The following is a 25951-nucleotide window of genomic DNA, read 5'->3' as shown; positions in this document are numbered from 1 at the left end:
AAGTCACAGAAAATGGATCTTACAACAGACCAATAGCAGTTCTAGCATGAGCTCGTCCTCTCATTGGAACGAGCCATGTACGTGCCCTCCGCTTTCCGCCAGAACGACCTCGCTGCCCTGCACCGGGAGATCGCCGATTGCCGCCTGGCCACCCTGATCAGCCATGGCGAAAACGGCCTGCAAGCCAGCCACCTGCCCTTGCTGCTGCGCCCCGAAGAAGGCCCCTATGGCACGTTGTACGGCCACCTGGCGCGGGCCAATCCACACTGGCGGGTGCTGGCCGAAGGCGGCGAGGCGCTGGTGATCTTCAATAGCGCCGATGCCTATGTCAGTCCGTCCTGGTACCCGGCCAAGGCCGAGCACGGCAAGGTGGTGCCGACCTGGAATTACATTGCCGTGCACGCCTATGGTCGCGCTGAAGTATTCGACGATGCCGAGCGCCTGCTGAGCCTGCTCGACGAACTGACCGCACGCCACGAAGACCCGCGCCCGCAACCCTGGGCGCCAGGCGATGCGCCACAGGATTACATCGCCGGCATGTTACGCGCCATCGTCGGCTTCGCCCTGCCCATCGAGCGCCTGGAAGGCAAATGGAAGCTTGGCCAGAACCGCAGCGAGGCGGATCGCCAGGGCGTACATGACGGCCTCAGCGCCAGCAGCGACTATCGCGACCGCGCCCTGGCGCAACGCATGAATCCCTGAGCAGCACAATACAAACCGCGTACATCCCGAGGTGCACCATGACCACCCTGCTCGACTGGAAACCCGTCTCGACACCGCCCCGCGCGGCCATCGATGGCCGCTACGTGCGCCTGGAACCACTGGATGCCGCGCGCCATGGCGATGATCTCTGGCATGCACTGCAGGGTGCGGACAGCGACCCATCCTTGTGGGATTACCTGCCCTACGGCCCGTTCGCCGAACGTGCACCGTTCGATGCCTGGCTGGCGGCCAATCAGGCCAGCAGCGATCCACTGTTCTTCGCCGTACGGGACAACGCCACGCAACGCGTCGTGGGCCTGCTCAGTTTCCTGCGCATCGCCGTGAATGACGGTTGTATCGAGATTGGCCATATCGCCTTTGGCCGTGCCATGCAGCGCTCGCCCGCCTCCACCGAGGCGATCTGGCTGTTGATGAGCCTGGCAATGGACAACCTCGGCAATCGGCGCCTGGAGTGGAAGTGCAACGCTCGCAACCAGCGTTCGCGACGCGCCGCCGAACGCCTGGGTTTCGTTCAGGAGGGCCTGTTCCGCCAGCACGCCGTGATCAAGGGACAGAACCGCGATACCGCCTGGTTCTCGATCATCGACAGCGAATGGCCGCGGTGCCGCAACGCTCTGCAACGCTGGCTGTCACCCGACAATTTCGACGAGCAGGGCAATCAGCGTCAGCGCCTGGAAGAACTGCGCACCCGGTAGGAGCCCCGACCTCGGGGCGATGCGATTGCAGCCATCCCGCACTCTCCGCATCACCGCCAGCATTCGCGGCGAGGTCGCCGCTCCTACAGGATTGCGTTACCCACCGTCATGTAGGAGCTGCGGGGGCGCCTAGCCTTGCGGGCGATGGGATTACAGCGGCGCGCCGAGCCAGGCCGAAAGCAGCAACAGCAACGCCATGGCCTGATTGAAACGGGTCATGGCCCGCGCTGACGTGAACACCCTGGCAGCACCGCGCCCCAGCAATGCCCAGCAACCCAGACAGGGTAGCGAAATCGCCAGGAAGATCGCCGCCAGCAGGCTCACCCGCATGGCCTGCCCGGGGCCGGGCGTGGCGAAAATGCTGACCACCGCCAGGGCCATCATCCAGGTCTTGGGGTTGACCAGTTGCAGCGCCGCACCGGCGAACAGCCCGAGCCGGTGCTCGCCACGCTGTACATCCGAGCCATCCAGTGCAGCAGGCGGGCTGGTGAAGATCCGCCACGCCAGGTAGCTCAGCCACAGCACGCCGAACCAGGCCATCGCCCACTGCAGGCGCGGATGTTGTTGCAGCAGCTCGCCCAGGCCAAGCCCCACCGCTACCACGATAGCCGCCGCACCGAAACAGGCACCCAGCACCAGCGGCAAGGTCGCCGCCACGCCGTAGCGGGCACTGCTACCGAGCACCAGCACATTGGTCGGCCCCGGCGTGATGGACGCGACGAAAGCGAACAGCATGAAAGGCAACAACTGACTCATCGACCCGCTCCAGAACAAACCGAAAGCTGATGATGAGTCGAGCAGAGTCAGGCGTCTGGAAGGTTTGAGCAGCGGCGCTGGTAATGGGCGGGGGTCATGCCGTAAGCGCGCCGGAACCAGCGGCCAAGGTGGCTCTGGTCAGCGAAACCGAGGATCGCCGCGACCTGCACCGGTGGCTCGCCACGGGCCAGCAGATGTCGGGCTCGCGCCAGGCGCAATTGCACCAGGTAAGCGTGCGGCGCCAGGCCGAACGCTGCCTTGAAGGCGCGGCTCAGGCGAAAGCGATCGACACCGCAGGCAGCGGCCAGGTCATCGAGGCCAATATCGCGGGTGTGCTGATCATGCAGGAAATCCCGCGCCCGTTGCGCCACCAGTGGCAGACGCGGATCCGGATCGAGTCGTCGACGCCAGTGCAGTTGTTCGGTCAGGCGAGTCAGCAGGCCGTCGAGTGCACCCTGCCTGACCATGCGCATCTCCTGGCGATGCAGGGCGCCAAAGGCCTCGCCGACAGCCGCCAGCAGGCGCGGCTCACTGGCCAGGGTCGCACTGAACCCCGGCAGGCAGTCGGCGGGCGCCTGTTCGAACAGGCTGCGCAACTCGCGCTCCAGCCACTGGGCATCCAGGTACAGCATGGAATAGGTGAAGCCTTCCGGTTCCGGCGCATGGCCATCATGCAGCTCACCGGGCTCGAGCAGAAACACCTGACCGGCCAGGCTGCTGTTCAGTTGCTTGCGGCAATGGAACTGCTGCACGCCCTGCTCGGTAAAACCGACCAGATAGGCGTCGTGCCAGTGAGGATCGTAGGCGTGTCCGCGAAAATGCGCGCGGATGGTCTCGATACCGGTGTCTTCGTCCTGGGCCAGATCGACCCAGCTCTGTGCGCTCATGCCTGCTCCAGCGCCACGTTCTGTGGAACTTCCATGCTAACCGAGCCGCCGCGCTTATTCTGGAAGTTTTGTGCAGTCCTTTACCTGGCCCGCGCCATACACCGCTGATGGCGGCTGTCGACACGCTCGGCGAACCAGGCGGTGGTCAGGCGCCGGGTGATCTTCGGGCTTTTCAGCACGATCCCTGGTAGCACGGCCCGCGGCAATGGCTTGCCTTCGGCGTCTTCTGCCAGGGCGAAAACCCGTTCGTACAGACGGCTCGACTCGAAGTCCAGGCTGTTGCCCTGCTCCAGCGCCCGACGGATCGCCCTATCGCTCATGTTCAGGCGGTTGCCCAGGGAGCGCACGGCCAGTTCGGTGGAACCGGCCTTGCTGCTGCCGTGGATGATCAGGTCGCCATCCAGCGCCAGCGGGATGCCCGAGGCGGTGGTGACCGCATGCTGGAAGGCGGCATTGCGGCTGGCGTACCAGCCGGCGTTGAAGTCGGCGAAACGGTACAGAGGTTTCGGGTAATTGGCTGGATAACCCAGCAGGTGTGCGATGCCGAAATACATGCCACCGCGGCGGCTGAATACCTCGCGGCGAATCGAGCCGTCGGGCGGATAGGGATAACCCTCGGCATTCGCCTGGGCGAAGGCGATGCTGACCTGCATCGGCCCACCGGTACGCACCGGATTGAGGGTGCCGAACAATTGCCGACCGAGAGGCACCATGCCGGTGAAGTCATCGAAGATGGCGCTCAGTTGTTTTTCCGTGCGCACGCTGTCCAGGCGTTGCTGATAGGTCTTGCCAGTGGGCGATTCGATGTTCAGCGCGGCATTCACCAGCATGCGCGGAATATGCAGGCTGGCTGCACGGCGGTCGATTTCCGCCCGGGCGATCTTCGCCAGGCCCGGCACCTGCGGGTCGGCCTGGAAAGCCGACTCCTGCTCCGTCACCGCCAGCACGGCGCAGATGTTCTCGGTGGTCGGCGGAATGTCCTGGGCGGCGAACGCGGCATAGATATCGGCCGCCCACCCCTGACGATCCGCTGTCTGTGCTGGCAACAGCCGGACGATCTGCGCGCGCACCTCGGCCGGTTTCGGCGCCGGTACCTGCGGCCCACGGCTGGAACAGCCAGCCAGCAGCAGGATCAACAGCGCACAAGGCGTACGCAGGAACAATGGCTTCACCAGGAACATCCTCAGATAGATACAACCTTGGTGAGACAACGCCAGCACGCAGCCTATCCGCGATAATTTCGCCAGGCTCGGAGGTATGCGTCCGGGCGTCACGCCTTGTGTGATCAAGCCAGCCGCCACCTATGTGGTAACAACTGCTCGATCTCACTCGCCCTCTGCGTCGGCAGGCGCGTGAGAACATCCTTCAGATAGGCGCATGAACCATGACCATTCAGGCCGTAGGGCGTATTAGCCGAAGGCGTAATCCGCCGAATGAAGCGACAAAACCGTTCACGGTAAAACGACGGATTACGCTTCGCCAGGCTGCGCGCCCCGATCCACCCTACAGATATTGATCCGCCTTACCGCGGTGACGGGCATTGACCCATGTGCGGCGGAAAAGCAGTTCGAACCGAGGCACAGGCGTAACGGTCTACCAAACACCTACGGCCTGAATCATCAGGCCTGCGGACACGGAGCAAGTTTCGCTCCAGGATCGACATGTGTAAGGAGATCCACCCATGGTTACCCATTACAAGACCAATGGTCACCTGGCCTGTGGCACCCACGGCGAAAACGTCACCTCCAGCAAAGAGCTGAATCGGGTCAAGTGCCGCAACTGCCGCAACACCGAAGTCTACCAACAGGCCCGTCGCGACACCCGCAATGCGGCCCGTCGTGCCGCTCGCCAGGCCAAGAGTAATCAGCCTCGCACTGACTGGCGCTCCGCCTGGCAACAGCACCTCACCGAGCTGCCGGGTACCCATCGTCTGCCACGCGGTTTCTCCGGTCAGCCCTACGTCTGACGGCATAGCGTCCTGGCGTTGCCATGGGCCACCTGAGCCTTCAAGAACAGGTAGCCCATGGAAAGCCGTTGAAAACGGCCTTCCAGGCGAATGGCGCTTCACGAAGAAAGATGGATCGCCCTCTAGATCCATCCTTCCTGCCCTCACTGCGGCTTGATCACCAGCGTGGCGAGTGGTGGCAGATCCAGTAACAACGACTGCGGCTGGCCATGGCTGGCGAGTGCCTCGGTCAGCAGCCCGCCTTGACTGCCAGCATTCGAGCCGGCGTAGCGCTCGGCATCGCTGTTGAGCAGCACGTGCCAGGCCCCCTCCTTCGGTACGCCGACGCGATAGCCATTGCGCGGCTCGGGCGTGAAGTTGTGCACCACAAGGAGTGGTGCACCGCTTTCATCCTGACGCAGCCAGGCGAACACACTGTTGATGGCATCGTCGCCGATCAGCCAGGCGAAGCCCTCGGCCTGGCCGTCCAATCTGTGCAGCGCAGGCTCGTGGCGGTACAGACCGTTGAGGTCGCTGACCAGTTGCTGCACGCCCTTGTGCTCGCCGTAACGCAGCAGGTACCAATCCAGTTCATGGTCGTGGTTCCACTCGCGCCACTGGCCGAACTCGCAGCCCATGAACAGCAGCTTCTTGCCCGGATGGCTCCACATGAAGCTCAGGTACAGGCGCAGGTTGGCAAACTTCTGCCAACGATCACCGGGCATCTTGTCGAGCAGCGAGCGCTTGCCGTGCACCACTTCGTCATGGGAAATCGGCAGCACGAAGTGCTCGGAAAAGGCGTACAGCAGGCCGAAGGTCAACTGGTGGTGATGGTGCTGACGGTGCAGCGGGTCTTCGGCGACGTACTGGAGGCTGTCGTGCATCCAGCCCATGTTCCACTTGTAGGCAAACCCCAGGCCGCCCTCCTGAGCCGGCCGACTGACGCCGGGCCAGGCGGTCGACTCTTCGGCAATCACCAGGGCACCGGGCACTTCCTGGGTCACCACATCGTTGAGATGACGGAGGAAGTCGATGCTCTCCAGATTCTCGCGCCCGCCATGACGATTGGGAATCCACTCGCCTTCCTTGCGCGAATAGTCGCGGTAAAGCATCGAAGCCACCGCATCCACGCGCAGGCCATCGATATGATAGGCACGCAGCCAGTGCAGCGCCGAGGCCAGCATGAAACCATGCACCTCGGTGCGGCCGAGGTTGTAGATGTAGGTATCCCAATCCTGGTGGAAGCCTTCGAAGGGGTGCGCGTACTCGTACAACGCGGTGCCATCGAACTGGCCCAGGCCGTGAGCATCGGTGGGGAAATGCGCCGGCACCCAGTCGAGAATCACGCCGATGCCGGCCTGGTGGCAAGCGTCGACGAAGGCGGCGAAATCCGCCGGGCTGCCATAGCGCGCTGTGGGCGCGAACTGCGACAGCAACTGGTAACCCCAGGAGCCACCAAAGGGATGCTCCATGATCGGCATCAGCTCGATATGGGTGAAGCCCAACTGCTGCACATAGGGAATCAACTGCTCGCCCAGCTCTTTCCAGCTCAGCACGCGGCCCTCTTCATCACCATCGTGGCGCCATGAGCCAGCATGCACTTCGTAGATCGACATGGGCGCCTGGTAGCCCTGATGGGCCTGACGGCGCTGCATCCAGTCGCCGTCACGCCAGTCGAACTCCAGCGGCGCGGAAACCACCGAACCGGTGGCCGGCGGCAGCTCGCTGGCCAGCGCCATGGGGTCGGCCTTGAGCGGCAACAGGCCGTCACGACCGAGAATCTCGTACTTGTAGACTTCGCCCGCAGCGAGGCGCGGAATGAACAATTCCCAGACCCCGCTCGGCTGGCGCAGACGCATCGGGTGGCGACGACCATCCCAGTCATTGAAACCGCCGACCACCGACACCCGGCGGGCATTCGGTGCCCACACGGAAAAGCGCACGCCCTGCACACCTTCATGGGTGGTCAATTGGGCGCCGAGGCTCTTGCCAAGCTCGCGGTGGTTGCCTTCGGCGAACAGGTACAGATCCATCTCACCGAGCAGTTGGCCGAAGGCGTAGGGGTCTTCGGTTTCCTGTACACCGGAACTCCAGTGGATGCGGTAGCGATAGGGAATGCGCTGCTCCACGCGAATGCTGAACAGCCCTGGCACACTGGACTGCTCCAGCGCGCCGAGCTCCTCGCCGGTAACCGCGTGGATCAGCTCGACACCCAGGGCGCCGGGCAAATAGGTGCGAATCGTCAGGCCGTGAGCCAGTTCATGGGGCCCTAGAATCGAAAATGGATCGCCGTGCTCGGCCCGCACCAGGGCCTCGATGGCAGCGCGCTCGACACCCGCCACCTGGCGATCGGTTTCTCCATTGATCATCGTTTACCGCTCCCCAAAAGATATTTGGTCAGCTCTATCAGTCCTTGTACTGGAACCTCCAGCCAATCGGGTCGATAGCGCGCTTCATACAGGATTTCGTAGGCCGCTTTCTCGATACAGAACAGCGCCAACGCCGCCACTTCACCTTCGCGGTCGTGCCAGGCATGGGGCAGATTCGCCGCGGCCAGGCGATAGGCTTCGTTGAAAGCCGTTCTGGCCTGGCTGCGATAGAGCCCGGCGATGCGCTGACGCGCCTCCTCTGCCTCGTTCGATACGTCCGCGCTCTGGGCACTGCGCATGGCCATGGCGGCGGCATAGTCGAAAGAGCGCAGCATGCCGGCGACATCCTTGAGCGGGCTGTAGAATGCACGGCGCTCGTCCAGGGTGCGCGTCGGCTCGCCTTCGAAGTCGATCAGGTAGGCATCGCCCTGCACCACCAGCACCTGGCCAAGGTGCAGGTCGCCATGCACGCGCATGCGGATACCGCCCGCCGAACGGCGTGCCAGATCGTTCACCAGAGTGATGATCTGCTCGTGCCGCGCGGCCAGCCAATCGGCCTGATTGGCCGCCTCACCCGGCGGATGCCCTCTGCCTTCGGCCACTACATTCAGTGCTTCCCGCACCTGGGCGGCGATGCTCTGCGACCACTCGGCCACATCGGCCTCATTGGCTTCCCGATAACCGAAATCCGGGTTGTCGCTGGGCTGGCCGAGGGCCACATGCATTTCGCCCAGGCGCTGCCCGAGGAGTCCGGCGAAGGATTCCAGTTCTGCCAGGGCGGTGTACTGGTTTTCCTGTTGCGAGAGGCCACCGGCCAGCTCATCGCGAATGGCCCGCTCCAGGTTGTTCTGCGTCCACTGCCAGGCATCGCCCTGATTGTTCAGATAGCCCTGCAGAATCATCAGCGTATGGGGCACGCCCTGCTCGTCGACCCGGCGCACCTCGCCCAACAGCGGCGCGATGTGCTCGAAGCCGACGGCGGTCAGGTAGCCGCCCACCTCGGCTTCCGGGTGAATGCCGGGCAGCACGCGGCGAACCAGCTTGAGCACCGCCAGCTCGGCGATGATCGCCGAACTGTTGGATTGCTCGGCAGAGATCAGCTGCACGTCCGCGTCGGCCAGATCACCCAGCGCCTCCAGACGCGGCGTCGGCACGAACTGGATCTCGCTGCCCTGCCAACCCAGCACGCTGCGCTCACGCAAATGACGCATCACGTGACGGACGAAACCAGGGAGGGTGAAACCATCGGTCAGCAACCCGACCTGCCGTCCACGGCGCAGACGCGCCATGGCCAGTTGCTGAGGCACGCTGCTGCCGGCTTCATGCTCGCCAACGAACCCCAGTGGCACCTGGTAATGCTCGCAGGCGCCCGACTCACGGCTGACTTCCACCTCACTGAGCACGTACAGCTCGTCCGCGCCACCGAAGGGAATGGCGTAGAGCAGCTTGACCGGGCCCAGATCCTCGCCCTGCCCCGAGAACCAGCGACGCTTGGGCAGATAGGCCGGCAGCGACTCCTGCTCCAGGGTCGCGCGGGCTGGCAGTTGCAGCAGCTCGCCGAGCTGCTTCTTGATGACCAGGGTGGTCAGTTCCGGCAGGCGATCGACCGGTGGCACGTGCCAGCTGGGCATTTGCGCCGCCTCGGCGAGCAGGAACCAGTAAAAGCCGTAAGGTGGCAGGGTCAGCAGGTAATTGAGCTGGCCGATGGGTGGGAACGACGAGCCGCCAACCATCTCCACCGGCACCTTGCCGTCGTGGGCCGACAACTCCAGCTCGACCGCCTGGGCCGCGCGGGACAGATTGGCCACGCAGAGGATCAGTTCCGGGTTGCCTTCAGCATCGGTCGACTCGCGCAGGTAAGCCAGCACACGACGGTTGTTGGGCGTGAGCATCTTCAGGGTGCCGCGGCTGAATGCCCTGTGCTGCTTGCGGATGTTGAGCATGCGCCGCGTCCAGTTGAGCAGCGAGTGCGGATCGCGGGACTGGGTCTCGACGTTGACGCTCTGAAAACCATACAGCGGATCCATTACCGGTGGCAGCACCAGGCTGGCGGGATCGGCGCGGGAAAACCCACCATTGCGATCCGGCGACCATTGCATCGGTGTGCGCACGCCGTCGCGGTCGCCCAGAAAGATGTTGTCGCCCATACCGATCTCATCGCCGTAGTACAGCGTCGGCGTACCCGGCATGGACAGCAGCAAACAGTTGAGCAGTTCGATGCGACGCCGATCACGTTCTACCAGCGGCGCGAGGCGGCGACGAATACCCAGGTTGATACGTGCGCGGCGATCGGCCGCGTAGTAGTTCCACAGGTAGTCGCGCTCGTGGTCGGTGACCATTTCCAGGGTCAGCTCATCGTGGTTGCGCAGAAAGATCGCCCACTGGCAGTTGTCCGGAATCTCCGGCGTCTGGCGCAGGATATCGGTGATCGGAAAGCGATCTTCCTGGGCGATGGCCATGTACATGCGCGGCATCAGCGGGAAATGGAACGCCATATGGCATTCATCGCCAGGGCCGCCGTTCTGGCCGCCGAAATACAGCTGAGTGTCTTCGGGCCACTGGTTGGCTTCGGCCAGCAACATGCGATCCGGGTAATTGGCATCCAGCTCGGCGCGAATCTTCTTCAGCACTTCGTGGGTTTCCGGCAGATTCTCGTTGTTGGTGCCGTCGCGCTCGATCAGGTACGGGATGGCGTCCAGGCGCAAACCATCGACGCCCATGTCCAGCCAGAAGCGCATCACCGCCAGCACTTCCTTGAGCACTTGCGGGTTATCGAAATTCAGATCCGGCTGGTGCGAATAGAAGCGGTGCCAGTAGTACTGCCCGGCCTCGGCATCCCAGCTCCAGTTGGATTTCTCGGTATCGAGAAAGATGATCCGCGTACCGTCGTACTTGCCGTCATCATCGGACCACACGTAGAAGTCCCGCGCCTTGCTGCCACGCTTCGCGGCACGGGCCCGCTTGAACCAGGGATGCTGATCCGAGGTGTGGTTGATGACCAGTTCGGTGATCACCCGCAAGCCGCGCTTGTGGACTTCGGCGATGAAGCGGCGGGCATCGGCCATGGTGCCGTAGTCCGGGTGCACACCGCGGTACTCGGCGATGTCATAACCGTCATCGCGGCGCGGTGACGGGTAGAACGGCAGCAACCACAGGGTGTTGACGCCCAGGTCGGCGATGTAGTCGAGCTTGTCGATCAACCCCGTGAAATCACCGATGCCGTCATTGTTGGCGTCGAAGAATGACTTGACGTGCACCTGATAGATGATCGCGTCCTTGTACCACTGCGGGTCGTTGAGGAACGTATCGCGTCGGGCTTTTCGTGCCATCGGTTATGCCCTCTCAGCCTGCCACGCGGATACGCCAGATACCGAACGGCTGGTGCCAGGGCTCGATGCGCATCCACTGCACCTTGCCGTGCCACTGCCAGGTATGGCCGCTCATCAGATCCTCGCCCAGGGTCGTGGCGTCGTCGTCCAGCCCCAGCTCCCAGAGCGGCAATTCGAAGTGCGCTTCCTGGGCGTTGTGCGGATCGAGGCTGATGGCCACGAGGATGAAGTTCTCGCGGTCGGCGGTGCGCTTGCCGAAGTACAGGATGTTGTCGTTCCAGCAGGTGAAGGCCTGGAAACCCAGGTGTGTCTGCAGGGCCGGGTTGAGGCGGCGGATGCGGTTGAGCTGGGCGATCTCGGCGACGATATTGCCGGGCGCCTGATAGTCGCGCGGGCGGATCTCGTACTTCTCCGAATCCAGGTACTCCTCCTTGCCCGGCACCGGCAGGGATTCGCAGATCTCGAAGCCGGAGTACATGCCCCACAGCCCCGAGCCCATGGTCGCCAGCGCGGCGCGAATCAGGAAACCGGCACGACCGTTGTGGTGCAGGAAGTATGGGTTGATATCTGGCGTGTTGACGAAGAAGTTGGGCCGGTAGCAGTCGCGCCACGGCGCCTCGTTGAGCTCGGTGAGGTAGGTTTCCAGTTCGGCCTTGGTGTTGCGCCAGGTGAAGTAGGTGTAGCTCTGGGTGAACCCCAGCTTGCCGAGGCGCGCCATCATCGCCGGGCGGGTGAAGGCCTCGGCGAGGAACATCACCTGCGGATGGGTCTTGCGAATATCGGCGATCAGCCATTCCCAGAACGGCAGCGGCTTGGTGTGCGGGTTGTCGACGCGGAACTGGTACACGCCCAGCTCGACCCAGCCACGCACCACGTCACGCAGCGCCAGCCACAATCCGGGCACCGCGTCCTCGGCGTAGAAGTCGACGTTGACGATATCTTCGTACTTCTTCGGCGGGTTTTCCGCATGGCGGATGCTGCCGTCCGGGCGCCAGCTGAACCAGCCCGGATGCTGCTCGAGCCACGGGTGATCCGGCGAACACTGGATGGCGAAATCCAGGGCGATCTCCAGGTCATGCTCGCGGGCGGCCTCGACCAGGGCGATGAAGTCCTCGCGGGTACCGAGCTGCGGGTGAATCGCCTCGTGTCCGCCTTCGTGGCTACCGATGGCGTAAGGGCTGCCAGGATCGTCCGGCCCGGCCGTGAGCGAATTGTTGCGGCCCTTGCGGTGTGTGGTACCGATGGGGTGAATGGGCGGAAAATACAGCACATCGAAGCCCATGGCCTGGATGTCTGGCAGCCGGCGAATCACATCGCGCAGGGTGCCGTGGCGGGACGGATCATCGGTCTCGGAGCGCGGGAACAACTCGTACCAGCTGGCGAAGCGCGCCAGCGGGCGCTCCACATCGAGCTGATAGACGGCGCTGCGGGCTCGGTGCGGATGCCCTTCGGCACGGCGCACCATATGCTGGGTTTGCGGCGCCAGCAGCAGGGCCACGCGCTCGTCGAGGCTCTGCAAATCGAGTAATTCATCGATCAGCGCTTGCAGGATCATGGCCAGGTCGCCTTCGGCACGCTCCGCAGCCTGACGCAACAACAGTTCGCCTTCCTGCAGCTCCAGGGTGATGATCACGCCAGCACCGAATTTCTTCGACAACTCGTAGCAATAGCTCGCGTAAACATCCCACCAGGCCTCGATAAGGAACTCGACCTCACCGACCCGCTGCGGGGTTATCTCGGCCTGCCAGCGGTCATTGCCGATAGATTCCAGAGGCTCGCGATGCCAATCCTGGGCGCCGACATAGCGCCACAGCACTTCACCAGCGAGCTTGTCGTGGCCATCGGCAAAGATCAGCGCGCTGACCGTGACCCGATCGCCGGCTATCGCCTTGACGGCGAAGCGGCCCTGCTCGACCTGCGGCTCTACCTCCTCGATGGCCAGGCGCGGCAACTCCAGCGCCTGTTCCAATGACAACTCGCCATGACTAAGACGGACAGGCTCTTGCAGATAAGGGATTTGCAGATAAGCAGGTGGCATCGAAACGGGCTCCTCACACCTGGCAGGCGTATTAAGCTGTTAGCCCCATGGCACATGCCATGGGCCGTACGCGACAGTGCGTACCTGAATGCGGGTTAGCCGCGGCACCTGGAGGGAAATCAAGATCTGCGGCATCGAAAAAAGGCTCTGACAGAAAAGTTCCGAGGCACCGTGACCTGTCTATCTCCGAACCTGCTGGCGCTGGCAAAGTTCAGAGTTTCCGAGGCGCCATGAGCAGGTCAGAACAAGGCCGGCACCGGGCCATCACGGCGCTTCGGCAGCGAGCTTTTTCCACATCGCTCGGGTGATTCGCTGGCGGTTGGCGTAGCCCTCCCAGGGGTCGGTTTTCAACCGCGACAGCCGCTGCTGCAGATTGCCGATATGCCAGTGCGCCGAGTCACGCAGTTCCGCCAGCTCCTCACGGCGGATCGGCACGGATACCGGCAGTCCCGGCCGCGCGCGCACCGAATAAGCTGCCACCGTGCTGGCACCGCGCTGGTTGCGCAGGTAATCCAGATAAACCTTGCCGATACGGTTTTTCGGGCCCATGCGCGCGCTGAAGCGATCCGGCAATTCGTCGGCCATGAACTGCGAGACGGCCTTGCCGAACACCTTGAGCGTGTCCCAATCGACATGCCGGGCAAGTGGCACGACCAGGTGCATGCCCTTGCCGCCGCTGGTTTTCAGGAACGCCTCCAGCCCCAGCTCATCGAGTACCGCCAGGCTCAGGCGCGTCGCTTCGACAACGGCGCGCCAGGGCAACGCCGGATCCGGATCAAGGTCGAGGATCAGCCGATCTGGCCGCTCGATGCTGGCGTAGGTGGCGTTCCAGGTATGCAGCTCAATGGCGCCCATCTGCACTGCGCCGACCAGCGCTGGCACATTCTCGATCGCCATCAAGCGGTCGTGACCGGGATCCAGCGCTGGGTCGAGGTGCCGAATATTGGGAATCGCCAGACGCTCGGCGTGCTTCTGGAAGAACTGCTCACCGTCCACGCCACTTGGCGCACGCAGCAGCGATACCGGGCGAGTACGCACATCCGGCAGCAACCAGTCGGCGATCTCGGCATAGAAATGCGCGAGCTCGACCTTGGTTGTCCCGCTCTGCGGATCGATGACGCGATCCGGATGGCTGATGGACACATCGGCGACGCTTTCCCGGCCATTACGACGCGAGCCCTTGGCCGCGTTCTCTGACACCTCGCTCACCGCCTCGGCGGAAGCCGCATGTTCGCGGACGATCTGCTCGGCCGGTTTGTCGCTGCGCTCACCGACGAAGGCACCCTGGCGAACCAGGCCTTCCTGCGTCCAGCCGGCGAATGCCACTTCCACCACCAACTGCGGCTCGATCCAGTGCACGCCGCGGCGTTGGGCCGCGCTCGGCTGCTTGCTTAGCGGCGAGGCATCACGCGCGAGTGCCTTCATGCGTTTGTGCAGGTTGCTCAGCAGCGCCTGGTTGAAGCCAGTGCCAACACGCCCGGCGTAACGCAGGCCGTCGGCATCATTGACGGCCAACAGTAACGCGCCAAAGCCCGAGCGGCTGCCCTGGGGAACGGTGTAGCCGGCCACCACGAACTCCTGGCGTTGCCGGCATTTGAGCTTGATCCAGTCCGGGCCGCGGGCAGATCGATAAGGACTGCCCACGCGTTTGCCGATCACACCCTCCAGGCCCAGGGAGCAGGCGCTGCCCAGCACGCTCTGGTGATCCACCTCGAAGGCCTCGGAGAAACGCAGCAGGCTGCGCCGTGCCGGCAATTCTTTCTGCAAGGCCGCACGCCGTTCTTCCACCGGCAGGCTGCGCTGATCCCGCCCATCGAGCCAAGGCGCGTCGAAGAGAAAATACAGGATGTCCGCACTGCGCTCCTCATCGAAGGCATTCTGCAGAGCCTGGAAATCCGGCAGGCCTTTGTCATCGAGCACCACGGCTTCGCCATCCAGCCAACTATCACCCAGTTTGAGCTTGGTCAGCGCCGCGGCCTGGGGTGCCATGCGCTGCGTCCAGTCGTGGCCGTTGCGGCTGAACAGTTTCACCTCGCCATCGGCGATGCGCGCCATGATGCGGTAACCGTCATATTTGACCTCGTACATCCAGTCGCCGCCTGGCGGAGCGCTGACCAGCGTCGCCAGTTGCGGTGACAGGAGCTCGGGCATGGCTTGGTCTTTGCCGCGAGCCTTGGTATTCGACGTGGCCTTGCGCCTGGTTGTGGATGATCGCGACTGATTGGCCGCCGGCTTCTGCATGCCGCCGACCAGACCGCCACTGATCACACTGGCCGGCAGCGCTGTCACGATGTCGTAATCGCTCGCGGGCCGCGCCACGTCGTCCTGTTCCTTGATCAGCAACCACTGCTGTTTGTCGCCGCTGCCCTTCAGCCGCGTGCGCACCAGCGCCCAGGCGCCGCCGAGCTTCTCGCCGATCAGGGTGAACTTGAGCTTGCCGGCCTCGTAGGCGGCGACAGGATCGCCCTCGGGCTGCCAGATGCCGTGATCCCAGACGATCACATCGCCCGCGCCATAATTGCCCTCGGCAATGCTGCCCTCGAAGGTCGCGTAGTCCAACGGGTGATCCTCGACATGTACCGCCAGGCGCTTCTGCTTGGGATCGAGGCTCGGCCCTTTGGGCACCGCCCAGCTTTTCAGGGTGCCCTGCAGCTCCAGGCGAAAATCGTAGTGCAGGTTGCGGGCGTCGTGCTTCTGCACCACGAAACGCAACGCTCCGGCCTTGGAGCGACGGCGCTGCGCGGATTCTCGGGGCTCGCTGGTGGATTCGAAGTTGCGTTTTCGGTTGTAGACGCTGGTTGCCTTGGCCATGCCTGCTCACCTCACTTCGCCGACCGCTTGCGCGCCGGCTTGGATGAATTGCCCTCCAGACTGCGTTTGAGCAGATCGGTCAGGTCGATGACATCGGCACTTTTGCTTGCCGGCTTGCGTTCGCCGCTTTCGACATCCTCGATCTTGCCGGCCTTGGCCTTCTTCTCGACCAGCGTCATGATCTTGTCGCGGAAGGTGTCGTGGTACTCATCCGGTTGCCAATCGACCGCCATGTCGCGCACCAGACGCTTGGCCATGTCGCGCTCGCCCTTGCTCAGCTTGGCGCCGGTCACCGCCTCGCCCAGTTCCAGGGTATCGAGGCCACGCACCTCGTCGGGCCAGCGCAGCAACACCAGCAGCAGCGCGGAGTCGTCGACCATCAGCGCAGCGAGGTGCTGTTTGACGTGCAGCACCACGTGAGCCAGGGCCACCTTGCCGGTGTCCTTCAAGGTTTGCTGCAACAGCGCGTAGACCTTTTCACCGCGCTTGTCTGGCGCCAGGTAATAGGGGCGTTCGATATGCTGCAGCGGAATGGCTTCTGCATCGAGAAAGCCGAAGATATCGATGGTCTGCGTGGATTCGGGGTGAGCGGCACGAATCTCGTCTTCGCCGAGGATCACGTAGCGGCCCTTCTCCACCTGCACGCCCTTGGCGATGTGTGCCTTGTCGACTTCCTTGCCAGTGGCCTTGTTGACGCGCTTGTAGCCGACCGGCTCCATGCTGCGCGAATCGAGCCAGTCGAAATCGATACCCTGCGTCTCGGTCGCCGATACCAGCGAAACGGGAATGTGCACCAGCCCGAAACTGATCGCCCCTTTCCAGATTGCACGTGCCATGAGGGCTCCCCGCTGTATGAACGTTTACGGGTGACTGGGGGGCGAAAACAAAAGTTTCAGTGATCCGCCGAGGTGTCGTGATTGGCGGCAGTGTCAGGGGGGAATGAGAAGAACGGATAGACGAAAACTGCGCCGCGATGGCGCAGTTCGGGTTCTGCTGGCAAGTGGGTCTCGCTACAGGGCCACGCCGTCGCGATAGATCACGCTGCCGTCGATGGTGATGTCGCGGATCTCGCGCAGCATGTTGTCAGCAACGGTTTCCGCTTCGCTCTCGCAGATGCAGCCGGGGGCGACGACCCACAGCATCTGCACCGCAGCGCCAGCGCACTTGGGTTGGTATTCGATCAGGCCAACATATTGCTGGCCATCCTTCATGGCATCCGTCCAGGCAATGCATCCCTTGAAGTTTCTGAACATACCGAACTCCACTTCTCTCGAGGCCATTTAATACGGGCCTATCTGATAGGAGCGCAAGCAAGCCCAGGCGTTCCAGTGGATTCAGCGAGCGCGCTTTTCCAACCAGGTGACGAAGTGCTGCACGGTGTTGAAGATGAACAGTGCCAGCAGTGTGCTCAAGACCGCCGTGGCCTCGCGGCCCATACCCACGGTGATGCCGATCGCAGCGGTCAGCCAGATACCGGCAGCAGTGGTCAGCCCCTTCACCTCGGCCATGGAGCTGCCCTTGATGATGGTACCGGCGCAGAGAAAACCGATACCGGCCACCAGCCCCTGGATGACCCGGCTCATGGCGTCGCTCTCGGCGCCCATCTGTGCAGGCACCAGTACGAACAGCGCCGAGCCCATCGCCACCAGCATGTGCGTGCGGACGCCCGCGGCCTTGCCATGAGTTTCGCGCTCAAGCCCCAGCAGGCCACCCAGCAGCGCCGCCAATAGCAGGCGCAAGGTGACCTGGGTGAATTGCTCGGGAGTACTCAGATCGGAAAACTCGTTGGCCAGTGTGGCCAGTACCTCGTCCCAGAAACTCAAGATGATCGCTCCCAGCCTGTCTTTGATCCAAATGAGCGCGCCTCGCCGAACCGCTGCTGGCGCTCCTGTATCGACCTTGCGCAGGCCTATAGGTTTGTCCTTTTTTCAGAGGCCTGACCGTCCGGCAAAAAATTGCCGGGAGCAATTTTTGACGTCGCTCCGCGACGGCCCGCAGGGTTGCCGCCAGGGATGGCAGGCAACAAAAAACCTGAACGCGCCGATACGTTGCCCGGTCTTTCATACAAGCAGCATCACTTGAACGCGCTCGAGAGCGCCCGACGGAAAAAGAAGGTTCGGATGTCCAGAAATCACTACTTTCTCGTCAGCTACAGGCTCGGCAAACAGAAGAAATCCACCGAAGTTCAGGCCGGAGCATCGGTGCTCACACCCGAGCAGGCGCGTTACCACGTCGAATCGCTGCACAGCAGCGACCTGCCCAGCGAAATCACCGATATCGAGGTGAAGCCGCTCGGCGATGTGGCTGTGACCGAGCAGGAGCCTGGTCAAGTACGACAGTCTTGAGCGATCACCATGAGCACCTCGCACACCATCGATAAGATCGCCCTGTACGGCGCCCCGGACAGAATTACCGATGCCCTGCTGGAGGCCCTGCTGGGCAAAGGCCTGCAGGCCATCGTGATCGTCGACGATCCGACCGATATTGCGGCACGCCCCAGGTTGAGCGCCAAGAACGGCGATCTGTTCGACGCCACCAGCGTTGGCCACAGCATAGCGGGCACGGATGCGGTGATTGCCGTGTTGAGCAGTTGGCAGCTGCGCGCCGGCGGTGACGCCCGCGGTTTCGCCAGGACGTACGACGCCATTATCGCCCTGCTGGAGGGGCTACCCACGGCGCGGGTGGAACGCCTGATGCTGATCGGCGATCACGGCTGGCTGGACGATGCCAGTGAGCTGCCGGCCGAAAAGGTCGAGCATCTGCAGCACAGCCTGCACAAGTCGCCACTGGCCTGGACGCTGGTGGATGCGCCAAGTCATCGCTCGAACGGCAGCAAGGCGACCGCTCGGGATATCGACCATACTGCAATCATCACCCTGCAACATTACGCCTGCAGCGTGATAGACCAATGCCTGCTGGGGACGAGTGTCAATCAACGCATACACGTCGACTCTCGCCCTCAGGCCAAGGAGGCACCATGAGTCCTGAAAGCTACATTCTGTTGATGATATCGGGCTGGCTGATGGTTTCGGCCGCGATGCTCTGGGGCATGCTGCGCCTGGTCAATCGTTACCAGCTCGAAGCCCAGCTGGCCGAGGAATTCCCTCCGCTGCCCACCTCACCAAGTAACCAGTCCTGGCGTCGCCAGCATGCGCCGCGCCGTGCGCGACTGCGTGAGCGTGCGCAACGTACCCGGCTACAGCACGCGCACTGAAACACCCGCAACGGCCCACGGCTCATTCCAATCCCATCGAAATGCCCCCGCGCCATGGCGCGGGGGCATTCTCATATCAGGCCGGAATGGCCTTGGTCAGCGGCTCCCGCGCCCAGACCCGGTGCTTGGCAATGGCCTCGGTAAAGGGCTTGACCAGGGCCTTGCCATTCTTGTCGGTCAGCAGCCCTTCATCTTCCTTGAGCCGCAACAACCCCAGCAGATCGGCAGCCTCGCCACACAAGGCGATGGCCTTCAAGTGCTTGTAGGCTTCGAGCAGGTAGTGCAACGCGACACCATCCGCGGCCAACGCCTTGGAGAAATCCGCACCGCCCGGCACCCAAACGGCATCGAAAGCTACAGACGGCAAGCCCTGCATGGAACCGTTCGGTACCAGGTTTTTGCCGGCATCGCTTTTCACCGCAGAGGCGCTCGGAGCCAGCAGCTTGAAGTGCGCCCCTTCCTTGTCCAGTTGCGCAGTGAGCGTGTCGATATCGGCCTGCTTCACACCATTGCCAATCAGGATCGCCACCTTGCGCGACTTGATATTGCCCGGGAGCAGGTTCATCTGGCTGAGCGCCGGTGAAGCCTTGAGGGAAATCTCCGGCACCTGCACGGATGGCCCGGCGGGGGCCTTGACGCCGACATTGGCAGCAACCTGGGTAGCCAGATCCAGATCGATATTGGCCAGAATTTCGTGCACCTGGCGTTCACGGATATGCATGCGTTCGACCTTACCCAGTTCGAAACTGTAAGCCGCGACGATATGCCCTTTCTCCGCGTCGCTCATGCTGTTGAAGAACAGCCTGGCCTGGGAAAAGTGATCGCCGAACGACTCGGCACGCTTGCGAATCTTCGGCCCCGACACCTCTTGCGGATAGCTGACGAAACCACCGTCTTGCGGTGCTTCCGGCGTTTCCTTGGGCCAGCCGCCGTCGATGGAATTCGGCTCGTAGGACGCGCGCCCCTTGTTGATGGTCTGGCGGTGGAAGGAATCGCGGTTGTTGTTGTGGAACGGACAGACCGGGCGATTGATGGGGATCTCGTTGAAGTTCGGCCCGCCCAGGCGCAGCAATTGGGTGTCGGTATAGGAAAACAGTCGGCCCTGCAGTAGCGGGTCGTTGGTGAAATCGATGCCCGGCACGATATTGGCCAGTTGAAACGCCACCTGTTCGGTTTCCGCGAAGAAATTGTCCGGGTTACGGTCAAGCACGAGCTTGCCCACCACCCGCACGGGAACCTGCTCTTCCGGCACCAGTTTGGTGGCGTCGAGAAGGTCGAAGTCGAAATTGTGTTCGTCCTCTTCGGCGATCACCTGCAGGCCAAGCTCCCACTCCAGGTAGTCGCCCTGTTCGATATCGTCCCACAGGGTACGGCGATGAAAGTCCGGATCCTTGCCGGCGAGTTTCTGAGCCTCGTCCCAGACGAGCGAGAACACCCCGGCGACCGGGCGCCAGTGGAATTTCACGAAACTGGCGCGACCTTCCGCGTTGACCAGGCGGAAGGTGTGCACGCCAAACCCCTGCATGCCACGAAAGCCCACGGGAATTGCCCGGTCGGACATTGTCCAGAGCACCATGTGCGCAGACTCGGGGGTCAGCGAAACGAAGTCCCAGAAGGTATCGTGAGCAGAGCCGCCGGTGGGAATCTCGTTATGTGGCTCGGGTTTCACGGCATGCACGAAATCCGGAAACTTGATGGCATCCTGAATGAAGAACACCGGCATGTTGTTGCCGATCAGGTCGAAGTTGCCCTCGTCGGTATAGAACTTGGTGGCGAAGCCGCGCACATCGCGCACCGTATCAGCCGAGCCCCGGGGCCCCTGCACGGTGGAGAAGCGCACGAAGACCGGCGTCTTCTTGCTCGGGTCGGTGAGGAAGTCGGCCTTGGTCAGGTCGGCCAATGACTCATAGACCTGGAAGTGACCATGAGCCGCTGCTCCACGCGCATGCACCACGCGCTCAGGAATGCGTTCGTGATCGAAGTGGGTGAGCTTCTCGCGCAGGAGGAAATCCTCCAGCAACGACGGCCCTCTTTCGCCTGCCCGCAAGCTGTTCTGGTTATCGGCGATACGCGTGCCGTGGTCGCTGGTCAGCGCCTGGCCGGTGGCGTCCTCACGATAGCGTTCCAATTGCTCGATCTTCTTGTTGCTGTTGCCGCGATCCAGGGTATCGGTTCCGGCGAGCTCGCTGGCGCGGCCCTTGTCATCAGATTTCATCGGTCATCTCCTCGGCTTTCATGGCCCGTCGAGTCGCGAGAGCGACATCGAAACGGAATTCGGGCGGCCGGGCCACGCTCAGGCAGGCGTGATCCCTTGGAAATGTGAGGTCATGGACGGCGGGAGGTTCGGGTTGTTTGTCAGCGCCCAGAGGCCTGGCAAGACGGACGGCATACTGGCTTTTCGGCATGCCCGGAATTGAAAAAGGCCCGGTACGGAAAGATTCCGAGCCGGGCCTTCAGGGCTGGCGAGAATCAGTCACCGATACCCGATACCTTCCAGATATCCTTGGCGTATTCACGAATGGTGCGATCCGAGGAGAACCAGCCAGTGCGGGCGGTATTGAGCACCGCTGCCTGCCACCAGCGATCCGGGGTTCGCCACAGCATGTCGACCTTGCGTTGCGCGTCCCAATAGGCCTGGAAGTCGGCGCAGACCAGGAAGCGGTCGTGGGCCAGCAGGCCATCGATCAGACCGACATAGCGGCCGGGATCATCCGGCGAGAACACGCCGGAACGAATCGCTTCCAGCGCCCCCGCCAACCGCTCCGAGGCGGCGACTTCGGCACTCATGTTCAGATCACGGCGCGAGCGCGCCGCCACCTGCTGGGCGGTCATGCCGAAGATGAACATGTTCTCCCGACCGATCTGCTCGGACATCTCCACGTTGGCACCGTCGAGGGTGCCGATGGTCAGTGCACCGTTGAGGGCGAACTTCATGTTGCTGGTACCCGACGCCTCCAGCCCTGCCGTGGAAATCTGCTCGGAAAGATCGGCCGCCGGGATGATCACCTCGGCCAGGCTGACGTTGTAGTTGGGGATGAACACCACCTTGAGCAAGCCGCGCAGGGTCGGGTCGACGTTGATGGTGCGGCTGATATCGTTGGCCAGCTTGATGATCAGCTTGGCCTGGTGATAGCTGGCCGCGGCCTTGCCGGCGAAGATCTTCACCCGCGGCGCCCAGTCGGTGGCCGGATCGTTGCGCATCGCCTGGTACAGCGCCACGGTGTGTAGCAGATTGAGCAGCTGGCGCTTGTATTCATGGATGCGTTTGACCTGCACATCGAAGATCGCCTGAGTGTCCAGGTTGATGCCCATACGCTCGCGAACCAGCTTTGCCAGCTCGCGCTTGGCGTGTTGGCGCTGAGCGGCGAACTGCTTGCGAAACGACGCCTTGGCCGCGAACGGCTCGAGCTTGCGCAAGGTGGTTTCTGGCGCATCGAGCAGCTCTTCACCCACCGCGCCGACCAGCAGCTCGGTCAGTTGCGGGTTGGACTGATACAGCCAGCGGCGGAAGGTCACGCCGTTGGTCTTGTTGTTGATGCGTTCCGGATACAGGCGATGGAAGTCGCTGAACACGCTCTTGCGCATCAGGTTGGTGTGCAGCGCCGATACCCCGTTGATGCTGTGCGAGCCGAGAAACGCCAGGTTGCCCATGCGCACACGGCGACCGTGGTCTTCCTCAATCAGCGAGATGGAGCGCAGCAGGTCGAAATCATGGATCTCCTTCGCCCGCAGCGAATCGATGTGATAGGCGTTGATCAGGTAGATGATCTGCATGTGCCGCGGCAACAGACGCTCCATCAGCGACACCGGCCAGGACTCCAGCGCTTCGGGCAGCAGGGTGTGGTTGGTGTAGGACAGCGTGGCGACAGTGAGCTTCCAGGCTTCGAACCACTCCAGGCGATACACGTCGACCAGCAGACGCATCAGCTCGGCGACGGCAATTGCCGGGTGAGTGTCATTGAGCTGGATGGCGACGCGATCCGGCAGCGAGTGAATATCGAGGTTCAACTCCAGGTGCCGCGCGATCAGATCCTGCAGCGAGGCGGAAACGAAGAAGAATTCCTGACACAGGCGCAGCTCCTGGCCAGCCTCGGTGCTGTCGGCCGGATAGAGCACCCGGGAAATGCTCTCGGCCTTGACGACATCGGCTACGGCGCCGAAATGGTCGCCGGCGTTGAAGCGCTCCAGTTTCAGGTCTTCTTCGGCGCGGGCACGCCATAAACGCAGGGTGTTGACGCTGGAATGGCGCCAGCCGACCACGGGCGTGTCATAGGCGATGGCGCGGATATGCTCATTCGGCAGCCACTCATGACGCGGCACTTCGCTGGACTCGGCGAGATTGGCCACGCTGCCACCAAAACCGACGAGGTAGCTGACTTCGGGGCGCTCGAACTCCCAGGGGTTGCCGAAATCCAGCCAGGTTTCGGTGTGTTCCTGCTGCCAACCATCGACCACCACCTGGCGGAACAAGCCGTGCTCATAACGGATGCCGTACCCATGAGCGGCGATATTCAGCGACGCCATACTTTCCATGAAGCAGGCTGCCAATCGCCCCAGGCCACCGTTCCCTAGAGCCGCATCCGGCTCCATGTTGCGGATCTGTTCGAAATCCACATCCAGTTGGGCGAGCGCCTCGCGAGCGGTGTCCAGCAGACCGAGGTTGCTCAGGTTATCGACCAGCAGACGACCGATCAGAAACTCCAGGGAGAGGTAATAGACCCGCTTCTGCTCCTGGCGGTCGACCTGCAGCGAGGCGTCTTCCCAGTGATCGATCAGATGATCGCGGGCTGCCAGGGCGACGGCTTCGAACCAGTCATGGTCATAGGCATTGCCCGGATCCTTACCGACCGAGTACTTGAGCTTGGCCAGAATCAGTTGTTTGAAAGTTTCGACAGGGTCTGTTGCTTTCGCTGCTTCTTCGGCCATAACAGGTTCACTCCCTGAATCAGTTGTAGAGGCGTCCGTTGTGACCCTCGCCGGCGCCGCGATTGGCGGCGAACAGCATGGAGTCGGCGGTCGGTGCGTTCTTCAGACCTTCATAGGTGATACCACCGGCACGTGCCTGCAGAAAGGTCTTCTTGGCTTCCCACAGCGACGCTTCGCGGATGCCGTCGAGCAGATCATGCCCGGTCAGGGTCAAGCCACTGACGATGGCCACTGGCGCACCGTTCCACGGATGGTGCTGGGAACACTCGATCAGGTTGGCCTGGCACATCAGGTGAATATGGTAGCTGACGGCTTCAGCACAGTGCTCGCCTACGGCCTGCGGGTAGAAGTGGTGCCCGGCTTCCAGTGCTTCGATCTGCAACAGTAGCTCACGAATCAGTTCCCAATCTCGTTTCATCGTCGATCTCCTCATGAAATTGTCAGTGGCTGACAGGCGCATTTCAGAGCGGGGGCGCCCTGTTCCAAAAGCACACTTAGCAATGAGTCCCCCACGCGCGACTAGAGTTCAACCCATAGATGCATTTGCCGACGACCACTCATCCATCGTCATGAACTCGCCCTGCCGGGCACGTTTCACAATCCCTATCGGCCACGAGCCGGTCTTTGACGCATGAAGCCTGAGGAGACTCCCATGCCACGTGGAAGCAAGGACAAATACACCGCGGCCCAGAAACGCAAGGCGGCGGCGATCGAGGCCACCTATGAAGAACGTGGTGTCTCGGAAGACGAGGCCCGCGCTCGCGCCTGGGCGACCGTGAACAAGCAGTCCGGTGGCGGTGAGCGCGTCGGCGGCTCCGGGCGCACCACCAGCGCCACGCAAAAAGCCAAAGCCCGCAAGGGCTCCGCACGCCAGGCGGTATCTACCCGCCAGGGTGAGATACGCCCTGACCGACCGCTGGAAAGCCAGAGCAAGCAGGAACTGCTGCACCTGGCTCGCGCCCGGCAGATCACGGGGCGCTCGACCATGCGCAAAGCCGAGCTGGTCGGCGCGCTGAAGAAAGCCTCTTGAATGGAGTAGCGGCATGAGTGAGCAGAACAAGCAGAACAGCGCGATCAACCTGGCGCCCATGGAGCGCGTCATTTCCATCGCCGGCGGCGTATTGCTGATACGAAAAGGACTGACCGTTCGCGGACTGTTCGGCCTGGTGGATATCGCGGCAGGTGCTCTGGGGGTGTTTCGCGGGGTGACGGGTATCTGTCCGGCGAAACGACGCATGGGTTCCAGGGAGCCGACAGCACAGCTGAAACGGCTGCCTGCGCCTCGACGCTTGCTCGGCTAATGGTGAGCAAGATGGCCAGGAGCATCCCTGCTTAGGCGGGCATGCCTGTCTCGTGCAATCGGAGCGGCTTTAGCGGTAGGAACAGATCATCGCCAGAAACTGGTTTTCGGTGCTGGTGCCATGCGGCGCGGTTTCGTCCCAGAGCAGCAGTTCGCCATTGTAGTAAGCGAAATACAGCGCTCCCTCCTGCTCGTCGCGGCTGGCAAAACCACATACGGCGAGATCATCGCCGGCCGCACTGGCGGCAGTACCGAACAATGAATCGAAGCTGATGCCGCGCGGATCGATCGCCGTGAACAGGCTGGTCTTGGCCGCCTCGATATCGGCCTGGGCGGGCGTCACCAGAAACCGCGCTGGGTTGATCTTGCCAGCGACGGGAACCTGCGGCGCAGGCGGCGTCCTTTGACTGCTGCAACCGGCCAGCATCAGCGCAGCGACAAGTGCGACCATCAAGGTTTTCATGCGTTTCACTCCCGTGGAATCCGATCAGGACTGCTCGTCATCTCGCCTGCTGCTTTGCAGGAGGGCGATCAGCGGCGCTGCATTGTATGCCTGCTAGCCGTCGGTTCACCTGCGCCAGGTCACGATCAGCTACCGATAGTTGAGCTAGGGTCTGTTGCCGTTTCACGCACGGCCGCGCCGGAGCCCGTTTTGCCGCGAGGCAAGGCACGAGCCGCGAAGTTTAGCTGGCTAAATGAGCCGGCGAGAAACGCAGCATCGCGGCAAAACAGGCCCGGCCCTTTGGGTTGCGCGGGAAATCTCGCCATGCGTTGTTGGAGGACTTGGCAAGGGAACAACCATTCCCTGCGTCCTCCGCCTAGCCTGGCGAGATTTCTCGCAGCAACGCGGCTCGCGTTGAAACGGCAACAGACCCTAATCACTCCGGATTTGCAGGCATCCGCTGGTATCGGCACGGATGCCACGATAAATTGCGCTATCCACCTGCCCCCGATTCCG

22 protein-coding genes and 1 pseudogene are annotated in these 25951 nt (G+C 62.6%); 8 read left to right on the top strand and 15 right to left on the bottom strand.

The window, feature by feature from the left end; translation table 11 throughout:
- Nucleotides 1-75: 75 nt before the first annotated feature.
- Together DNK06_RS21435 and DNK06_RS21430 are read left to right on the top strand one after the other, a co-directional pair.
- Complete coding sequence (locus DNK06_RS21435; RefSeq protein ID WP_131182022.1) at nucleotides 76-702, top strand: FMN-binding negative transcriptional regulator; 627 nt, start codon at nucleotides 76-78, stop codon at nucleotides 700-702.
- 38 nt (nucleotides 703-740) lie between these two features.
- The gene (locus tag DNK06_RS21430; protein ID WP_131182021.1) at nucleotides 741-1418 is read left to right on the top strand and encodes a GNAT family N-acetyltransferase; all 678 of its coding nucleotides are present in this window, start codon (nucleotides 741-743) and stop codon (nucleotides 1416-1418) included.
- Nucleotides 1419-1568: 150 nt separating this feature from the next.
- Here the strand turns inward: DNK06_RS21430 and DNK06_RS21425 are convergent, their stop codons facing one another.
- The 4 genes and pseudogenes from DNK06_RS21425 to DNK06_RS21410 form a co-directional block, all read right to left on the bottom strand.
- A complete protein-coding gene (locus tag DNK06_RS21425) occupies nucleotides 1569-2174 on the bottom strand; it encodes a LysE family translocator (RefSeq protein WP_131182020.1) in 606 nt (201 codons plus the stop codon).
- A gap of 47 nt (nucleotides 2175-2221) precedes the next feature.
- Nucleotides 2222-3061 (bottom strand): AraC family transcriptional regulator, encoded by an 840-nt coding sequence (locus DNK06_RS21420; protein WP_131182019.1) that lies wholly within the window; start codon nucleotides 3059-3061, stop codon nucleotides 2222-2224.
- 80 nt (nucleotides 3062-3141) lie between these two features.
- Entirely contained in the window at nucleotides 3142-4233 is a 1092-nt protein-coding gene (locus DNK06_RS21415; RefSeq protein ID WP_423228078.1) for a DUF1615 domain-containing protein, read from the bottom strand.
- Between the two features lie 113 nt (nucleotides 4234-4346).
- A pseudogene (locus tag DNK06_RS21410) lies at nucleotides 4347-4457 on the bottom strand (transposase domain-containing protein); the annotation flags it as partial.
- Between the two features lie 285 nt (nucleotides 4458-4742).
- Here DNK06_RS21410 and DNK06_RS21405 point away from each other — a divergent pair.
- The gene (locus DNK06_RS21405) at nucleotides 4743-5027 is read left to right on the top strand and encodes a hypothetical protein (protein ID WP_131182017.1); all 285 of its coding nucleotides are present in this window, start codon (nucleotides 4743-4745) and stop codon (nucleotides 5025-5027) included.
- 143 nt (nucleotides 5028-5170) lie between these two features.
- Here the strand turns inward: DNK06_RS21405 and glgB are convergent, their stop codons facing one another.
- From glgB to DNK06_RS21370, 7 genes are all read right to left on the bottom strand, one after another.
- Nucleotides 5171-7375, bottom strand: coding sequence for a 1,4-alpha-glucan branching protein GlgB (gene glgB, locus DNK06_RS21400; protein ID WP_131182016.1), 2205 nt, complete (start codon nucleotides 7373-7375; stop codon nucleotides 5171-5173).
- Nucleotides 7372-10704: a maltose alpha-D-glucosyltransferase gene (treS, locus tag DNK06_RS21395; protein WP_131182015.1), complete on the bottom strand. Its 3333-nt coding sequence runs from the start codon at nucleotides 10702-10704 to the stop codon at nucleotides 7372-7374. Before treS ends, glgB begins: the two co-directional genes overlap by 4 nt.
- Before the next feature lie 13 nt (nucleotides 10705-10717).
- The gene (locus DNK06_RS21390) at nucleotides 10718-12742 is read right to left on the bottom strand and encodes an alpha-1,4-glucan--maltose-1-phosphate maltosyltransferase (protein WP_131182014.1); all 2025 of its coding nucleotides are present in this window, start codon (nucleotides 12740-12742) and stop codon (nucleotides 10718-10720) included.
- Between the two features lie 264 nt (nucleotides 12743-13006).
- Nucleotides 13007-15553 (bottom strand): DNA ligase D, encoded by a 2547-nt coding sequence (gene ligD, locus DNK06_RS21385; protein WP_131182013.1) that lies wholly within the window; start codon nucleotides 15551-15553, stop codon nucleotides 13007-13009.
- Between the two features lie 11 nt (nucleotides 15554-15564).
- Complete coding sequence (gene ku / locus DNK06_RS21380) at nucleotides 15565-16389, bottom strand: non-homologous end joining protein Ku (RefSeq protein WP_131182012.1); 825 nt, start codon at nucleotides 16387-16389, stop codon at nucleotides 15565-15567.
- Between the two features lie 174 nt (nucleotides 16390-16563).
- Nucleotides 16564-16806, bottom strand: coding sequence for a hypothetical protein (locus tag DNK06_RS21375; RefSeq protein WP_131182011.1), 243 nt, complete (start codon nucleotides 16804-16806; stop codon nucleotides 16564-16566).
- Nucleotides 16807-16887: 81 nt separating this feature from the next.
- On the bottom strand, nucleotides 16888-17379 hold the full coding sequence (locus DNK06_RS21370; protein WP_131182010.1) for an MgtC/SapB family protein: 492 nt from the start codon (nucleotides 17377-17379) through the stop codon (nucleotides 16888-16890).
- Nucleotides 17380-17565: 186 nt separating this feature from the next.
- Between DNK06_RS21370 and DNK06_RS21365 the strand changes: the two genes are divergently transcribed.
- The 3 genes from DNK06_RS21365 to DNK06_RS21355 are packed head-to-tail and all read left to right on the top strand — an operon-like array spanning nucleotide 17566 to nucleotide 18767.
- On the top strand, nucleotides 17566-17898 hold the full coding sequence (locus DNK06_RS21365; RefSeq protein WP_131182009.1) for a hypothetical protein: 333 nt from the start codon (nucleotides 17566-17568) through the stop codon (nucleotides 17896-17898).
- Between the two features lie 9 nt (nucleotides 17899-17907).
- Nucleotides 17908-18534: an NAD(P)H-binding protein gene (locus DNK06_RS21360; protein ID WP_131182008.1), complete on the top strand. Its 627-nt coding sequence runs from the start codon at nucleotides 17908-17910 to the stop codon at nucleotides 18532-18534.
- Entirely contained in the window at nucleotides 18531-18767 is a 237-nt protein-coding gene (locus DNK06_RS21355) for a hypothetical protein (protein WP_131182007.1), read from the top strand. The genes DNK06_RS21360 and DNK06_RS21355 overlap by 4 nt, the downstream gene beginning before the upstream one ends.
- 76 nt (nucleotides 18768-18843) lie before the next feature.
- Here the strand turns inward: DNK06_RS21355 and katE are convergent, their stop codons facing one another.
- The 3 genes from katE to DNK06_RS21340 all read right to left on the bottom strand — a co-directional run bounded on the left by katE (nucleotide 18844) and on the right by DNK06_RS21340 (nucleotide 24111).
- Nucleotides 18844-20982 (bottom strand): catalase HPII, encoded by a 2139-nt coding sequence (gene katE / locus DNK06_RS21350; protein ID WP_131182006.1) that lies wholly within the window; start codon nucleotides 20980-20982, stop codon nucleotides 18844-18846.
- 254 nt (nucleotides 20983-21236) lie between these two features.
- The gene (locus DNK06_RS21345; RefSeq protein ID WP_131182005.1) at nucleotides 21237-23693 is read right to left on the bottom strand and encodes a glycogen/starch/alpha-glucan phosphorylase; all 2457 of its coding nucleotides are present in this window, start codon (nucleotides 23691-23693) and stop codon (nucleotides 21237-21239) included.
- 19 nt (nucleotides 23694-23712) lie between these two features.
- Entirely contained in the window at nucleotides 23713-24111 is a 399-nt protein-coding gene (locus DNK06_RS21340; protein ID WP_165493686.1) for a DUF2513 domain-containing protein, read from the bottom strand.
- A 234-nt stretch (nucleotides 24112-24345) separates the two neighbouring features.
- On the opposite strand from DNK06_RS21340, the gene DNK06_RS21335 reads away from it, so the two are divergent.
- Nucleotides 24346-24723, top strand: a complete 378-nt coding sequence (locus DNK06_RS21335) for a Rho termination factor N-terminal domain-containing protein (RefSeq protein WP_131182003.1) — start codon at nucleotides 24346-24348, stop codon at nucleotides 24721-24723.
- A gap of 13 nt (nucleotides 24724-24736) precedes the next feature.
- Complete coding sequence (locus DNK06_RS21330) at nucleotides 24737-24994, top strand: YgaP family membrane protein (RefSeq protein ID WP_131182002.1); 258 nt, start codon at nucleotides 24737-24739, stop codon at nucleotides 24992-24994.
- Nucleotides 24995-25063: 69 nt separating this feature from the next.
- Here the strand turns inward: DNK06_RS21330 and DNK06_RS21325 are convergent, their stop codons facing one another.
- Nucleotides 25064-25456, bottom strand: a complete 393-nt coding sequence (locus DNK06_RS21325) for a flagellar basal body L-ring protein FlgH (protein ID WP_131182001.1) — start codon at nucleotides 25454-25456, stop codon at nucleotides 25064-25066.
- Nucleotides 25457-25951: the final 495 nt, after the last annotated feature.

The organism is Phytopseudomonas daroniae (genome assembly GCF_004327285.1).
In the GTDB taxonomy this organism is placed as follows: domain Bacteria; phylum Pseudomonadota; class Gammaproteobacteria; order Pseudomonadales; family Pseudomonadaceae; genus Aquipseudomonas; species Aquipseudomonas daroniae.
Note: the sequence above shows the minus strand (reverse complement) of the source record. Positions and strands in the feature narration are given on the sequence as shown.